This window comes from Caulobacter sp. 05T431, from assembly GCF_056665975.1.
In genome coordinates, this window is record NZ_JBFTKU010000009.1 from 129,845 (window position 1) to 144,481 (window position 14,637).

Annotated in this window: 14 protein-coding genes and 1 tRNA gene; 5 read left to right on the plus strand and 10 right to left on the minus strand. The window is 69.5% G+C overall.

Annotated elements, in window-relative coordinates:
• The first annotated feature begins 560 nt into the window (after window positions 1–560).
• A complete protein-coding gene (locus tag AC1U89_RS10700) occupies window positions 561–1,364 on the plus strand; it encodes a DUF7847 domain-containing protein (RefSeq protein ID WP_479899685.1) in 804 nt (267 codons plus the stop codon).
• 2 nt (window positions 1,365–1,366) lie between these two features.
• Window positions 1,367–2,116 (plus strand): hypothetical protein, encoded by a 750-nt coding sequence (locus tag AC1U89_RS10705; protein WP_479899686.1) that lies wholly within the window; start codon window positions 1,367–1,369, stop codon window positions 2,114–2,116.
• A gap of 10 nt (window positions 2,117–2,126) precedes the next feature.
• Here AC1U89_RS10705 and AC1U89_RS10710 read toward each other — a convergent pair whose 3' ends face one another.
• From AC1U89_RS10710 to AC1U89_RS10740, 7 genes are all read right to left on the minus strand, one after another.
• Window positions 2,127–3,236, minus strand: coding sequence for a hypothetical protein (locus AC1U89_RS10710; protein ID WP_479899687.1), 1,110 nt, complete (start codon window positions 3,234–3,236; stop codon window positions 2,127–2,129).
• A 94-nt stretch (window positions 3,237–3,330) separates the two neighbouring features.
• On the minus strand, window positions 3,331–4,245 hold the full coding sequence (locus AC1U89_RS10715; RefSeq protein WP_479899688.1) for an RDD family protein: 915 nt from the start codon (window positions 4,243–4,245) through the stop codon (window positions 3,331–3,333).
• Window positions 4,242–5,240, minus strand: a complete 999-nt coding sequence (locus AC1U89_RS10720) for a stage II sporulation protein M (RefSeq protein ID WP_479899689.1) — start codon at window positions 5,238–5,240, stop codon at window positions 4,242–4,244. The genes AC1U89_RS10715 and AC1U89_RS10720 overlap by 4 nt, the downstream gene beginning before the upstream one ends.
• Window positions 5,240–6,556 carry a DUF58 domain-containing protein gene (locus AC1U89_RS10725; protein ID WP_479899690.1) on the minus strand — a complete coding sequence of 439 codons (1,317 nt, stop codon included), beginning with the start codon at window positions 6,554–6,556 and terminating at the stop codon, window positions 5,240–5,242. The genes AC1U89_RS10720 and AC1U89_RS10725 overlap by 1 nt, the downstream gene beginning before the upstream one ends.
• Window positions 6,557–6,591: 35 nt before the next feature.
• Window positions 6,592–7,548 carry an AAA family ATPase gene (locus tag AC1U89_RS10730; protein ID WP_479899691.1) on the minus strand — a complete coding sequence of 319 codons (957 nt, stop codon included), beginning with the start codon at window positions 7,546–7,548 and terminating at the stop codon, window positions 6,592–6,594.
• On the minus strand, window positions 7,535–8,845 hold the full coding sequence (locus tag AC1U89_RS10735) for a hypothetical protein (RefSeq protein ID WP_479899692.1): 1,311 nt from the start codon (window positions 8,843–8,845) through the stop codon (window positions 7,535–7,537). The genes AC1U89_RS10730 and AC1U89_RS10735 overlap by 14 nt, the downstream gene beginning before the upstream one ends.
• Window positions 8,842–9,483: a hypothetical protein gene (locus AC1U89_RS10740; RefSeq protein WP_479899693.1), complete on the minus strand. Its 642-nt coding sequence runs from the start codon at window positions 9,481–9,483 to the stop codon at window positions 8,842–8,844. The genes AC1U89_RS10735 and AC1U89_RS10740 overlap by 4 nt, the downstream gene beginning before the upstream one ends.
• A 261-nt stretch (window positions 9,484–9,744) precedes the next feature.
• Here AC1U89_RS10740 and AC1U89_RS10745 point away from each other — a divergent pair, with 261 nt between their 5' ends.
• Entirely contained in the window at window positions 9,745–10,548 is an 804-nt protein-coding gene (locus AC1U89_RS10745) for an FkbM family methyltransferase (RefSeq protein ID WP_479899694.1), read from the plus strand.
• Between the two features lie 172 nt (window positions 10,549–10,720).
• On the opposite strand, the gene AC1U89_RS10750 is transcribed toward AC1U89_RS10745, so the two are convergent.
• Window positions 10,721–10,795 (minus strand) — tRNA-Lys (locus tag AC1U89_RS10750).
• Between the two features lie 126 nt (window positions 10,796–10,921).
• Between AC1U89_RS10750 and AC1U89_RS10755 the strand changes: the two genes are divergently transcribed.
• Entirely contained in the window at window positions 10,922–11,653 is a 732-nt protein-coding gene (locus AC1U89_RS10755; RefSeq protein WP_479899695.1) for a hypothetical protein, read from the plus strand.
• A gap of 10 nt (window positions 11,654–11,663) precedes the next feature.
• On the opposite strand, the gene tgt is transcribed toward AC1U89_RS10755, so the two are convergent.
• Window positions 11,664–12,779 carry a tRNA guanosine(34) transglycosylase Tgt gene (gene tgt / locus AC1U89_RS10760; protein WP_479899696.1) on the minus strand — a complete coding sequence of 372 codons (1,116 nt, stop codon included), beginning with the start codon at window positions 12,777–12,779 and terminating at the stop codon, window positions 11,664–11,666.
• A complete protein-coding gene (gene queA / locus AC1U89_RS10765; RefSeq protein WP_479899697.1) occupies window positions 12,779–13,885 on the minus strand; it encodes a tRNA preQ1(34) S-adenosylmethionine ribosyltransferase-isomerase QueA in 1,107 nt (368 codons plus the stop codon). The genes tgt and queA overlap by 1 nt, the downstream gene beginning before the upstream one ends.
• A gap of 128 nt (window positions 13,886–14,013) precedes the next feature.
• On the opposite strand from queA, the gene AC1U89_RS10770 reads away from it, so the two are divergent.
• A complete protein-coding gene (locus AC1U89_RS10770; RefSeq protein WP_479899698.1) occupies window positions 14,014–14,613 on the plus strand; it encodes a hypothetical protein in 600 nt (199 codons plus the stop codon).
• Window positions 14,614–14,637 lie beyond the last annotated feature (24 nt).

Consider the following 14,637-nt stretch of genomic DNA (forward strand, 5'->3'; position numbering starts at 1 on the left):
GCCAAGGGCCATGAGCTGGTGGGAAGGGTGCGAAGCGCCCGGGCCTCGCCCGGAGAAGCTTTGATGTTGTTACCGTTTCGACGAAGACAGGCGCTTCGCGTGGAGCCGTTATCCGGAAGCCTTCGGGGCGCCGATTTTTAACCGGCTCCGATGGAGGCCCCCGACGGGCGGAGAGTTGGCGCTCTCCGGACCGCCCGGGCGATTTCAGCCCGGGCCTGCCGGCTTCTCCGTCTCCCCGAGCGCCGGAGCTTCGTCGCCACGTGGGCGAACCTGCTCCAACTCCAACCCAGGGCGTCTCCGAGGAGACACGACGGACGAAGCCTTCCCGCTCGTCCACCCCTGAAAGCCGCATCGGTCGCCGTACGTGCGCCCTCCCCCGCCTTCAGGTGACGAGCATTATGCGGCCGCCTGGAAGCCCAAGGATCGGAAACGAGTATTTTTCTCTAGCGCGTTGATTTCGTTGAGCTCGACCTCGCGCCCCACGGGGATGGACGCAGCGGCCGATGGACAGCGTGTTCGTCGCATGGTTGAACAGGCATCAGTTCAAGGGGGCTTCAGACATGACCGACACGACCGCCGTTCCGCGCCGATTCGAGATTGGGCGCGTGATTTCCGGGACCTTCGGGGTCATCGGCCGCAACTTCGGTCCGTTCGCCCTGATGGCCCTGCTGCTGGGCGGCCTGCCCAACCTGCTGGTCGGCCTCAGCCAGACCTGGATCGCCGTCGACGGCTACAAGACCTTCTCGCCGCAGGTGTTCGGCGGCTGGGCCGTGGGCCTGATCGTGATGCTCGTCGCCGCGTTCGTGCTGCAGGCCGCGATCGTCCACGCCACGGTGGCGGACCTGAACGGCCGCCGCGTGTCCGTGGGCGACAGCCTCAAGGTCGGGCTGAGCAACTGGCTGCCGCTGCTGGGCCTGGCGATCCTGATGGGCCTGGGCGTGATGGTCGGCTTCGTGCTGCTGATCGTTCCCGGGATCATCCTGGCGGTGATGTGGTCGGTCGCCGTGCCGGCCAAGGTGGTGGAGAAGATCGGCGTGACCGACGCCTTCCAGCGCAGCCGCGACCTGACGCGCGGACGCCGCTGGGCCATCTTCGGCCTGTTCGTCATCTATGTGATCGCGGTGTGGATCGTGGAGGCGCTGATCATGGCCGCCGCCATGCCGTTCATCCTGTCCAAGGGCCTGCCGACGGTCGAGACGGCGACCGGCTTCACGGCCCTGAACGCCGCCACCACGGTCGCCTCCGCCCTGATCGCCACGATCAGCACCCTGGTCAGCACGGCCGGCGGCGCCACCCTCTATTCCGAACTGCGGAGCACGCGCGAGGGCGTCGGCCCCGAAGCCATGGCCTCGGTGTTCGACTGACCGTGGTCGACGCCGCCGCTAGCGGCCGGTTCGACAGCGGGCGCGCCGTCAGGCGGATGTTCGCGTTGTTGAAACGCGACATCGCCGCCAATCTCGTCTGGTCCATCGTCTTGGCCGCCCTGCCGGACCTGGCGATGACCTATGCGAGCCAGCACTTCTCCGAGGTGGACGCACCTTTCAGCTCGCCCGCCAACTGGGGCATGTTGGCCGGGGCCATGCTGGCGTCGATGCTCGGCCTGGTMGCGCTGCAGGCCGTGATGGCCCGTCGCGCCGYCGCGAAAGGCGATTACGGCCCCACCTCTTCCAGCGGTGCGTTCGGCAGCTTGAACGACTACCTGGCCCTTCTGGCGCTGGGCCTGGTCACGAGCCTGGGCATCATGGCCGGCTTCTTCCTTCTGGCCATTCCGGGGCTCATCCTTTCCCTGGCCTGGTTCGTGGTTGTTCCGGCCATGGTGAGCKAGCGCCTGGGGGTGATGGAGTCCATCCGCCGTAGCAGCGCCCTGACGCGCGAGGTCAGGGGTTCCATCTTCGGACTGTGGTTCGTCGTCGGCTTGGTGAGCGGGATAGCGACCTGGCTGATCAGCCTCCTTGTCGGCGCCCTGGAGGTCCCGGCGCTCGCTCTCGTCGTCAATGCCTCGGTTCAAGCCGTAACCGGCCTCGTGAACGCCGCCCTCGTCTTGGCGGTGTATCAGGACCTGCGCGAGAGCCAGGAAGGCTCGCCCGGCGATCGCCTGGTCGAGGTCTTCGCCTAGCGGCCGGCGCTCACGCGGTCGTCGTGGCCGCGCCGTCTCCGTCATCGTCGCCCGACGACTTGAAGAAGCTGTTGGCCTTCTCAACCAGCCACTTCAGCGCGTTCTCGGACGCCAGGCCCGCGAACAGACCCAGCGAGGCCAGGGCCGGCGGCGACAGCTGGTTCACCGCCTGGGTGGCCTCGGTCGCCTGGGGCTGGATCAGGAAGCTGGCGCCCGCCGAGATGACGAAGAACACCGTGAACCCGGCCAGCGCCCCCAGCAGCGGCCGGATGCCGAACGCCATCCAGGTCCGGTCGGGCTCGCCCTTCGGCGCCGCCAGCATGCCGAGCTCGACATACAGCGAATAGACGGCCGCCCCGATGGCCCCCATGAGGCCGGTGAAGCTGGCGACGATCACGCCCGACGGCAGGAAGAAGGCGAACTCGAACAGCGGGATGGCGCGTTGCTTGTTGAAGCTGAGCGCGACGGCCTTCTGATCCTCGGTCGAGCCTTCGTCGGCCCCTACGGGCCCCGTGACCGGCTGGTCAGCCTGATCCGCCTGGTCCGTCTGATCCGTTGAGGCAGGCGGCTTGGTCCCGTTGTACTCGGCCTTAGCTGCGGCGAGGGCGGCCTTGGCGTGGCCATTGCGATMCACCAACTCAGCGCCGCGGAACTGCTCGGCCCGATAGGCTTCATAGAGCCGCTGGGCGGTCGCGACCCGTTTTGGAATCTCGGCCCCCTCGCCCCAGGTTCGCTGTTCGCTATCGGTGATGATGTCGGTCAAGCAGGCCTCGAGTTCACAGTTCGGTTGCGTGCCGCGAAGCGAAATCCACACTGAATTGATGGCAGCAGTGCTCCTCTGCTTGGCTTGATCCGTACTCACCGCCGAACCCCGGATTTTCTCGTCGAGCGCGGTCAGTTCCTGGCTGGTGCGCTCGATCTCGGCTTCCAGGGCGGTCAGGCGATCGGCCAGCCGGCTGATCGTGAACGGGGCGAGGCGCGAATTGGCGCCCACGGCCACCCGCGCCGCCGACTGGGTCTCGATGACCGTGTAGAAGAAGGCGAAGATCGCCGGGACAAGGACGAACCAGACAAGCCCCAGCAGCACCCGGTTGGCGATCCGAATCCAAGACAGGTCCATGCCCGATCGCTCCCCGAGAACGTCTCCACCCTCTCAGATTGCGCTCAAATATATCTCTACCACAACGTTATAACGACCGCTCCGGGCCGAGGCGTCAGCTCTTGTCGTGCTTGTCCTTGCGGCGCTTGCCCAGCAGCAGGCGCGATTCCAACCTGCCCCGCAGGGCCGCGTAATAGGCCGCCAGGAAGTCGCCGTCCGACTCGTAGGGCGCGGACTGCCAGCCGATCTTCAGGCGGATGCGGGCCGCGACCAGGGCGATCGTCTTGCTTTCGTAGCGGCGCAGCACGTCCTCCAGCACGTGCAGCTCCTTGACGCCGTAGGCGTCCAGCTGGGCCTGGGTGAACTTGAACCGGCCGACCGGCGGCCGCGAGGTCTCGACCAGGTCGGGCGCCAGCTTGCGGGTCGGCGCCTTGACCACCCAGGTCCCGGCCACCAGGTCGCCCACCCGCAGGCGGTCGCGGTTGAACAGCGGGAACAGCACGAAGACCGCGCACCACACCAGGCCCGCCAGGTTGATCCAGGCGCTGACCTTGTCGCCGCTGGAGACCAGGAAACTCAGGGGCAGGTAGAGCTCGATCTCACGCATGGCGTTGCGGGCGAAGATGGCGTCGGCGGTCAGGCGGCCGCCGTTGCGCGCCGCCACCCGCACGCCCATGGCCCGCTTGCCCGGCGTGGCCGCGCCCGGGGTCAGCTCGAACAGCACGAAGTAGAGGTTGCGCAGGATGAAGAACACCAGCAGCCCCACCGTGCCGACCAGCTCCCAGCCCTTGCCCTTGGTGCCGATCATCGCCAGGACGGCCAGCAGGAAGAAGGCGATCAACACGCCCAGCATGATCGCCAGGTCGATGAACAGGGCCGCGGCGCGCTCGCCCGCGTCGCCCAGCCGCAGCTTCAGGTCCACGCCCTCGGGGGTGACCAGCGACCGGGCCCGGCCGTCCTCGCGCACGCCGGGATCGTAGGGCGTGGCGGCGGCCTTGGCCGTCTTGTCCTTCTTGGTCGCCGGCTTCATGGGGCGGCGCTCCGCCGGCGCGGCAGGTACAGATAGGCCGGCCAGATCGCCAGGGTGGCCAGGGCGATCCCGTAGCGGGCCCAGTCGTTCTGGATCACCTGCCGGCCGACGCCCTCAAGGATTCCGGCGCAGAACAGCATGACCACGACCCCGGCCATCAGGGTGGCCGACTGCCGTCCCGCCTGGGCCATGGCGGCCGGACGGCTGAGGTCGCCGGGGAAGGCCAGGGTCCAGCCGATCCGCAGGCCCGCGGCCCCGGCCAGGATGACGGCGGAGATCTCGGTGACCCCGTGGATGGCCAGCCAGCCGCCGGCCTCGAAGCCCAGGCCGCGCATGCCGAACACCGCCAGGAAGGCCCCCAGCATCGCGCCGTTGTAGGCCATCAGCATGGCGGTCGGCAGGCAGAAGGCGAAGCCCAGGGCGAAGGCGAACAGCGCCACGCCCGAATTGTGGGTGAACAGGAAGGCGGCGAACACCGACAGGCCCTTGTGCTCGCCGTGGTCGTAGAGCGTGTTGCGCATCGCCTCGACCGAGGCGGCGGGGCCGCGTCCGTCGGCCAGGCTGTCGGGCACGAAGGCGCTGAACCAGTCCGGGTCGTGCAGGGTCAGGAAATAGGCCGCCAGCACCCCGGCCAGGGTGAGCAGGAAGCTGACCAGGGTCTCGCGCCACAGGGCCTTGGCGGCCTCGGGCCAGGCCCGGGTGAAGAAGCCCCCCACCCGCTCAAGCAGGTTCGACCGCGTGCCGTAGACCAGGAAATAGGCCCGGGTGCTGAGGCTCTCCAGATAGTCCACCAGGCCCTGGTCCAGCGAGGTGGCGCGAGCCACCGACAGCGACGACAGGGCCTGGCGGTAGAGCACCGGCATGGCCAGCAATTCCTCGTCGCTCAACGCCCGGGCCGAGCCCTTGCCGACCTTGGTCAGCAGCTTCTCCAGCCGGCGCCAGTCGTCCTCGCGCTCGGCGCGGAAGCGGTAGCTCTTCAGGTGCAGTTCGGCCATCAGAGCAGGTCCCGGCGCTTGAGGTCCAGATAGCTCGCCAGCAGGGCCGGCCCGACCTGGTCGGCCGGCGCCTCGACGATCTCCACGCCCATGCGGCGCAGGCGGGTGATCACCACGTCGCGCTCGCGCAGCAGCGAGGCGGCGACCACGGCGCGCGACACGTCGTCGGCCTCGGCGGGCGCCTTGCGCTCGATCGCCTCCAGCTCCTCGTCGCGCATCATCACGAACAGCACCAGGTGCTGGCGCAACAGGCGGCCGACGTTCTCCAGCATCAGCTCGGCGCTGGTGGAGTCGGCGATGTCGGTGAACACCACGATCAGCGAGCGCCGCGACAGCTGGCCCGACAGCTGGGTCAGGCCCAGGGTGTAGTTGGTCTCCTCGGTCGAATACTCGATCGAGGCGGCCAGGCGCTGCAGGGCGCCGAAGGCGTTGGGTCCGGAGGTGACGCCGCTGGACACGTGCGGCTTGGCGTCGAACCCGAACAGCCCGACCTTGTCGCCCATCTTCAGGCCCACATAGGCCAGCAGCAAGGTGGCGTTCAGGGCGTGGTCCAGGCGCGGCTTGCCCAGCAGGGGCTGGCTCATCAGCCGGCCGGTGTCGATGGCCGCCACGATGTGGTGGTTGCGCTCGACGTGGAACTCCTTGGCCAGCAGCGCGCCGTGGCGGGCCGACTGCTTCCAGTCGATGGCCCGGCGGTTCATGCCCGGGCGGAAATCGGTCAGGGCGTGGAAGTCGCTGCCGCCGCCCAGGTCCAGCTGCAGGCGGTGGCCCACCGACGGATCGCGCGAGAACAGGCGCAGGGCCTCCTCCTTGACGCCGGCGATGTCCAGCGTGACCGGGATCACCTGCTCCAGAGCGTCGTCGCGCTGCTTCCACATCAGGCCCAGAGGACCGCGCCAGCGGGCCGAGACGCGATGCACCCTGCCCTCCCCGCGCCGGACGGCGGTCAGGCTCAGGGGCAGGCCGGCCTGGCGTTCGCGCACCCGGGCCCGGCCGTGGGCGGGCTCGGCGGTCAGGCGGTCGTCGAGGTCGACAGCGAACTCGACGCTCCACGGCGGCACGCCGCGCGGGAACGTGGCCTTCAGCAGGGCCGGCCTGGTCGCGCCGCTGGCCATAGAGCCGGGCGCGGTCAGGCTCAGCTGCATGCGGCGGCGGCCGGGCGCCAGCAGGACGTCCAGGAACAGCAGGGCCGCGACCAGCGCGATCCAGGCGGGGCCGACCAGCCATAGGCGCGCGGAGACGAGCGCCGCCGCCAGGGCCAAGGGCGCGCCCAGCACCGTCAGGAAGATCGCCCGCGCCGTGGGATAGATGCGCAAGGTCCGCCCCTAGCCTTCCAGGACCGTCTTGCAGGTCATCGCGGAGCCTCGACCTGGTCGACCAGGCCGCGCACCACGTCGTCGACCTTGCGGCCCTCGATCTCGGCGGCGGGCGACAGGATCACGCGATGGCGCAGGGCCGGCAGGGCCAGGGCCTTGACGTCGTCGGGGATGACATAGTCGCGGCCCTCCAGGGCGGCGCGGGCCCGGGCGGCCACGGCCAGCATGGCCGCGCAGCGCGGCGAGGCCCCGCCCGACAGCTCGCCGGTGTCGCGCGTCGCCCGCACCACGCCGACGATGTAGCGGACGATGTCGTCGGTCAGGCGCACGGAGGCCACCGCGGCCACGGCCTCGCCGATGGTCCGCGTGTCGCCCGCCGCCTCGACGCCGAAGCTCTCGGGCGAGAACTGGCCGGTGCGGCCGCCGTGGCTGGCGACGATGGCGGTCTCTTCGGCCAGGCTGGGATAGGCCAGCACGTGCTTGAACAGGAAGCGGTCCAGCTGGGCCTCGGGCAGCGGATAGGTGCCCTGCTGCTCCAGCGGGTTCTGGGTGGCCACCACCATGAAGCGCTCGCTGAGCGGATGGCGCTCGCCGTCCAGGGTGACGTTGCGCTCCTGCATGGCTTCCAGCAGCGCCGCCTGGGTCTTGGGCGGGGTGCGGTTGATCTCGTCGGCCAGCAGCAGCTCGCAGAAGATCGGCCCCTTGACCAAGGTGAAGGCGCTGGTCTGGAAGTTGAACAGGTTGGCGCCCAGGATGTCGCCCGGCATCAGGTCGGGCGTGAACTGGATGCGGCCGAACTGCAGGTTCACCGCCTGGGCGAAGCACTGGGCCAGGAAGGTCTTGGCCGTGCCGGGCGGACCTTCCAGCAGCACGTGGCCGCCGGCGAACAGCGCCGTCAGCATCAGGTCGATGGTGTCGTTCTGACCGACCACGGCCTTGGCCGTCTGCGCCCGGATCCTGCCGGCCAGCGCCTGCACCTCAGCCACGTTCACGGGTCATCTCCAGTCTCCACTGATGCCATTTGGCGGCGACCTTCATCAGGTCGCCGAGCGAACGGACCGTTCGGGTTTCCTCGTCCAGGCGCGAGGCGCTGTCGGCGGCGCCGAAGCGCTCGCCCTGACGGTCCAGGAAGTCGATGAGGGCCTGGCCCTCCAGGCGCGAGCCGCCGGCCCGCAGGCCGCCCAGCGCCTTGACGGCGGCGGCGCGCTGCAGTTCGGCGTAGCGCGGGGCCAGGGCCGGTTCGCGCCGGGCCATGCGGATCAGGCCGGCGGAATTGTCGATCAAGGCGTCCTTACCCAGGGCCAGGGCCCGCTCGCCCCGCCGCACCGCCCGGAACCGCGCGGCGGCGTGCAGCCCCATCAGCACGGCGGCGGCCACCAGGCACAGGGTGGCCCCGACGAACGGCGCCTCGAAGGCCAGTTTCAGCACGCTGCGCGAGCGCGAGAAGCCGTTCAACGTCACGTCGAAGGCGATGACCTTGCTCTCCTTCGGGCGATAGCCGCCGTTCGGAACGGCGCGGTCGCGCAGGACCCGCAGCATCCCGACCCCGGCCTGCGCCGTGCGGACGTCCTTCAGGCCCATGGTGTTGATCAGGTCCGGGTCGGCCAGGATGTAGGTCTCGGTCGGCATCCGCCGGGCCAGGRCGATCCGGCCCTGGGCGTCGGTCAGGACGGGGACCAGGTTCGGGCCCGAAATGCTCTGCAGGTTCCGGATCGGACCGGTGTCGACCGACATCCCGTCGAACAGGCCGCCCGGCGCGCCGACCAGCGGGCGCGGGCCCGAATCCTTGGCGAACGCCGTGGCCGCCTTGGGGACGCCGATGGCCTTCAGCAGATCGGCCTGGTCGTTCGGCCGCACGGGCTCCAGCCCCATGACCCAGCCCGGATGCTTGGGGTCCAGGCCGCCGCGCCATTTGGGCAGCACCACCAGGGTCCGCGACGACAACAGGGCGGCCTTGACGTAGGCGTCCCGCGTGACGCCCGGCTCCGGCGCGAAGACGATCAGCCCCGGCTCGTCGCGCCTCAGGTCGCGTCGGCTGACGATCGCCGGCTCGCCCAGGTTCTCCAGCAGCCGAACCATGCCGGCATAGCCCACCGCCGACTTCGACAGGGCGTGGGCCCGTCCGTTGTCGCCCGACTGCAGGTCCGGCGCGTAGGTCGACAGCACCACGAAGGCCGAGAAGGCGAACACCCCGGCCAGGATCATGCCCAGCACGACCTTGGGCGAGAACAGGCCCCGGTCGCCTTCGGCGGGGCCTTCCGTCGTGACGGCGGTCTGGACGTCGCTCATCGCCAGGCCTCGGCGAAGGCGAAGCTTTCATAGGCCTGGCGGCACGTGGCGAATTCGTCGGCGCCGACCGACCGACCGCCGAAGAAACTGCGCTCCACCACCCGGGCGATCTCGCTGAAGGTGCGGCGCACGCGCTCGGGCACGCCCTCCAGCTCGGCGATGTCGCGGCTGGTCAGGGCGGGCTTGATCAGGTCCGGGCGCTTGCCCTCGATGTCCTCGATGCTGCGGAACAGGATCAGGTGGACGGCCTCGGCGAAGCGGCCGGCGGCGGCCAGCTTGTCGGCGTCCTCCAGCAGGGTCCTGGCCTTGGCGGCGGTGGGACGCCAGCCGTCGTCCCGCAGGGGCGGCCCCTTGGTGGTCTTGAAGCTGGGCCAGCGCGTGGCGATCAGCTCGCGGGCCAGGAAATAGAGGATCAGCGCCGCGCCCAGGATCAGCCCGCCCCAGAACACCCAGGCCAGGAACGGCGCGATGGCCCCCAGGGCCTTGCCGATCGCCATCAACCAGTCGGGCACATGCGGCGGCTTGGGCGCGGCGGTCGGTTCGAACTGCAGGTCCTTGCCGCGCATCAGGGCGCCATGGGCGCGCGCGAAGGCGTCCGACGCGCCGTCGAAACCCGGCGACGCCGCGTTGCGATCCACACCAGCCCCCGCCCTCAAACGCCCACTCCCGACAACCCCGTCCCTACAGCTAGACGATTCAACTTTCGGTGTCGCCTCCTACCGAACGCCTATTCGCGCCGGACCAGGGATTCCGCGGGCGACGGCCTTCGTCCGGTCTCGGCGCGCCCACTGGAACCGATCCTAGGGTGTATGGCGTTATACTCACGCTTTGGGGGCCGCGATCTCGACGCACATCTTGTTCCGCCAACAACAAGGCCGACCATGTCGATTGAAATTAGGATGGTCGCCGGCGGCCGCGAGTTGAGCATCGTCGGCACCGTCCCCGAGTACCTGACCTGGTACGAGGACTGGCAGGCCGACCAGGGCGGGTACTACAGGGCGGCCCRAGACCTTCCGGTCGGCAGCACGGTCATCGACGCCGGCGCCAACATCGGCATCATGACCGTCACGCTCGCCGCCCAGCGCCCGGACCTCCACCTCATCGCCATCGAGCCGGTTCCGGACAACTTCCGGTGCCTGGCGCGCAATGTCGGCATGAACGGCCTGAGGAACGTCGAGCTCGTCAACGCCGCCCTCGGCGAAAAGCCCGGCAAGCTCAGGATGACCAACAACGGCCCCTGGAGCTCGATCTGGGAAACCGGAGAGGTCGAGATCGACTGCATCACGCTCGACGACTTCGCCGACCGCGACGTCTCCTTCGTCAAGATCGACACCGAAGGCTACGAGCCGCACGTCCTGGCCGGCGGCAACAAGCTCTGGATACAGCGCAAGCCTTTGATCCACATGGAATGGAACACCATGTTCCTGCTGCTGCACCATGTGGACGCCATATCCTTCGCGAGCGCGGTCTGGGGCTCCTGCGAGGTGTTGAGCACCTATTTCCAGGAAAAGCTCGAGCCGCCGCCGGGCGACGCGCTCGCCATCGTCCATGAGAACATCGTCAAGTACGCCAGCGTCTCGGACCTGATGTTGCGGCCCCACTCGCCGTTTCCGCCCCTGGAGCAGATGATCCATTCGCCGGAGCACCTGGCGCTGCGCCAGATGCGGGCGACCGCGGCCGGCGAAGCGCTGGAAACCGCCTAGGGCGGCGTCCACCCCGGACCGCCGGGCGGGCGAAGGTGATTCTCATCCCCGACGGGCGGTCTTGCGAACAGAGGGTCGGAGAAGCCCGACGGACAGGCCCGTCTGCGGACTGGCGGAAGCGCTCCGCCTCGCGCCGCAGCGCTGGAAATCTATTGCAATACAAAAGCTTGGTTGGTGGGCCGGCTGGGATTCGAACCCAGGACCATTCGATTAAAAGTCGAATGCTCTACCACTGAGCTACCGGCCCGCATCGACACGGCGGGTGGCCGGTGGAAGCGGCGCGGAACATAGTCGGGGGGCGCTCGCGTCGCAAGCGCGGTTTCGCATGGAGAGGGAGATGACGAAGGCATCCTTCGCGCGTTAGGGTCTTGGCATGCGCAGTCTCGTGCTTCTCGCCGTCGCCGTTCCCGTGTTGGCCGCCTGCGCGTCCAAGTCCGAACCGCCGCCGCAGAAGATCCAGACGACCTCCGAGGCCAACAAGGAAGGCATAACGGGCGCGGCCCAGGCGCCCCTGCGCGACATGAACCTGGTGCGGACCAAGATCCCGCCGGTCCTGCTGGAGGCCATGGCCGACCCCTACGCCCGTCCGCCCGGCAAGAAGATCACCTGCGACACCCTGATCATGCTGGTCGCGCCCCTGGACCTGGCCCTGGGCGAGGACGTCGACCGGCGTCCGCCCGAGGACAACGAGGACCTGATGGACCGGGGCAAGCGGATGGCCGGCTCGGCCGCCTTCGGGGCCATGGCCAGCGCCGCCCAGGATCTGATCCCGATGCGCGGCTGGGTCCGCAAGCTCAGCGGCGCCGAGAAGCACGACAGCCTGGTGCAGCACGCCGTGGCCTCGGGCGCGATCCGCCGCGCCTATCTGAAGGGCCTGGGCGAGGCGCGCGGTTGCAACCCGCCGGCCACGCCCCAGCACTTGGCCAAGCCCGCCGCACCTGTCGTCGAGAAGCGTTTTCCCTGGGAGAAGGACCAGCCGGCGCCGGACGCGACCACGGCCGCCGACACCGCGCCCGCCACCGCCGACACGCCCGTGGTCGACGCGCCGGAGCAGGCGGCGCCGCCGGCCAAAAAGAAGAAAAAGCCGATCTACAAGCTCTGGTGAGGTGCGGGCCCTACCCGCCCTGGTGCCGCGCCCGGAAGTCCCGCCGGAACTGCTCGAACCGGCCCTCGGCGATGGCGTCGCGCATGGCGGCCGTCAGGGCCTGGAAGAAGGCGATGTTGTGCCAGGACAGCAGCACCTGGCCCAGGATCTCCTCGGCCTTGAACAGGTGGCGCAGATAGGCCTTCGAATAGTCGCGGCTGGCCGGGCAGTCGCTGTTGGGGTCCAGCGGGTCCTCGTCCTCGGCGTAGCGGGCGTTCTTGATGTTGATCGCCCCATCCCAGGTCCAGGCCTGGCCGTGGCGGCCCGAGCGGGTGGGCAGGACGCAGTCGAACATGTCGACGCCGCGATAGACCGCCTCCACCAGATCGATGGGCTTGCCCACGCCCATCAGGTAGCGCGGGCGATCCTGGGGCAGCATGGCGGGGGCGTAGTCCAGCACCTCGCACATCGCCTCGTGCCCCTCCCCGACCGCCAGACCGCCCAGGGCGTAGCCGTCGAAGCCGATCTCCTGCAGGCGTTCCGACGACTCCTGGCGCAGGTTGCGGAAGGTCGAGCCCTGCTGGATGCCGAACAGGGCCTGGGCGTCGCGCGTCCCGAACGCGGCCTTGGAGCGCCTGGCCCAGCGGGCCGACAGCTCCATGCCCTCGCGGGCCCGCTTCTCCTCGGCCGGCCAGGCCACGCATTCGTCCAGTTGCATGACGATATCGCTGCCCAGCAGGTCGGCCTGGATCTCCATCGACCGCTCGGGGCTGAGCACGTGCTTTGAGCCGTCGATGTGGCTGGAGAAGGTGACGGCCTCCTCGGTGACCTTGCTGATCCCCGACAGGCTCATCACCTGGAAGCCGCCGCTGTCGGTCAGGATCGGCTTGTCCCACCGCATGAACCTGTGCAGCCCGCCCAGGCGCTTCACCCGCTCGGCCGTGGGGCGCAGCATCAGGTGGTAGGTGTTGCCCAGGATGATGTCGGCGCCGGTGTCCTTGACCTGGTCGACCGTCAGGGCCTTGACCGTGGCGGCGGTGCCCACCGGCATGAAGGCCGGGGTGCGGATGTCGCCACGCGGGGTCTTCAGCACGCCCGTGCGGGCCGCGCCGTCGGTGGCGTTGATCTCGAAGGGAAACGCGGCCATCAGACTTGCTCTGTGTCGGCGCGGAACAGCAGGCTGCCGTCGCCATAGGAATAGAAGCGATACCCGGTCTCGATGGCGTGCGCATAGGCCGCCTTCATGGTCTCGCGACCGGCGAAGGCGCTAACCAGCATGAACAGGGTCGACTTGGGCAGGTGGAAGTTGGTCATCAGCACGTCGGCGGCGCGGAAACGGTAGCCGGGCGTGATGAAGATCGCGGTCTCGTCGGCGAACGGCCGGATCACCCCGTCCTCGCCGGTGGCGCTCTCCAGCAGACGCAGGGACGTGGTGCCGACGCAGACCACTCGGCCGCCGGCGGCGCGGGCGGCGTTCAGGGCGTCGGCGACGGCGGCCGGCACCTCGCCGAACTCGGCGTGCATCTTGTGCTCGGAAACGTCGTCGGTCTTGACCGGCAGGAAGGTGCCGGCGCCGACGTGCAGGGTGACGAAGTGCAGGCTGACGCCCTTGACCTTCAGCGCCTCCAGCAGTTCCGGCGTGAAGTGCAGGCCGGCGGTCGGGGCGGCCACCGAGCCGTCCTCGCGGGCGTAGACGGTCTGGTAGTCGGCGCGGTCGCGATCGTCTTCGGCCCGCTTGGCGGCGATGTAGGGCGGTAGCGGCATCTCGCCGTGGGCCGCCACGGCCAGGTCCAGGTCGACGCCGGAGAAGTCGAAAGCCAGCTCGATCTCGCCGCCCTCGTGCTTAGCGACGACGGTGGCGTCCAGCATGCCGGCCTGGCAGGCGCGGTCAGCGTCATGGCCGAAGGCTATGCGGTCGCCTTCCTTCAGGCGCTTGCCGGGACGCATGAAAGCGATCCAGCGGTCGGGCGCGACGCGCTTGTGCAAGGTGGCCTCGACCGACACGGGCGAACCGTCGCCGCCGCCGGTCTCGCGGCCGGCCCGCAGGCCCATCAGGCGCGCGGGGATCACCCGCGTGTCGTTGAAGACCAGGGCGTCGCCGGGCCGCAGGAAGTCGGGCAGCTCGCGAACGATCCGGTCTTCGAGAACTTGGCCCGGCCGGACCATCAGCAGGCGCGCGGAATCCCGCGGCTCGGCCGGCCGCAGGGCGATCGCCTCGTCGGGCAGGTGGAAATCGAAGTCGGACAGGCGCATGGGGCGGCTTCAAGGCCACGACGGGACGGGAAGGTCAAGCGTCCTGGCGCCGCGCCGGACCGGCGTGGATGGACAAACCCGGCCTTGCGCGGCCATGCTGCGGGCCGACGCATCAGCGGGGGGAACCAATGACCGTCACGATCCGCCACCTGTTGGCCGCCTGCGCCTGCCTGTTGCTGGCCGCCTGCAAGCCGGCCACGGAAACCAAGGCGCCCGAGACGGCGCCCGCGCCCTCCACCGCTCCGGCCGCCGTCCCGCCGGCCCCGGTGACCTTCTCGCACGACCCGGCCCTTGATGCGTTCGGCTACTACTTCACCGAGACGGACGTGCGGTCGGGCGACCTGAAGCTGACCGCCCTGAACATCGGCCAGGCCAGCGATTTCGCCGACTGGGAGGCGGGCAAGCGGCCCGCGACCTTCGCGCCGATCTTCCTGGCCTTCGACGACGTCACCAGTCCGACGGCCGAGAACGAGATGGGCCAGACCTATCACACCGTGTCGCTGCGGGTGATGCCGACCGCCTATCGCGTCGACGGCCAGCAGGTCAGCTTCCACGGCGTCGCCCCCGGACTGGGCGAGGTGAGCTTCAACGGCGCCTTCGACCTCAAGGCCCTGGCCGACGCCAAGGCCGCCGGACCGGGCGAGACCCTGTCCGTGCTGACTGGCGACCTGCAGGTCGGCGACCGGCGTTTCAGCAAGGTCGCCTTCCTGTACTTCGGCGGCGAGTAAGTCTGGCGCGGTCGTCATGCGGTC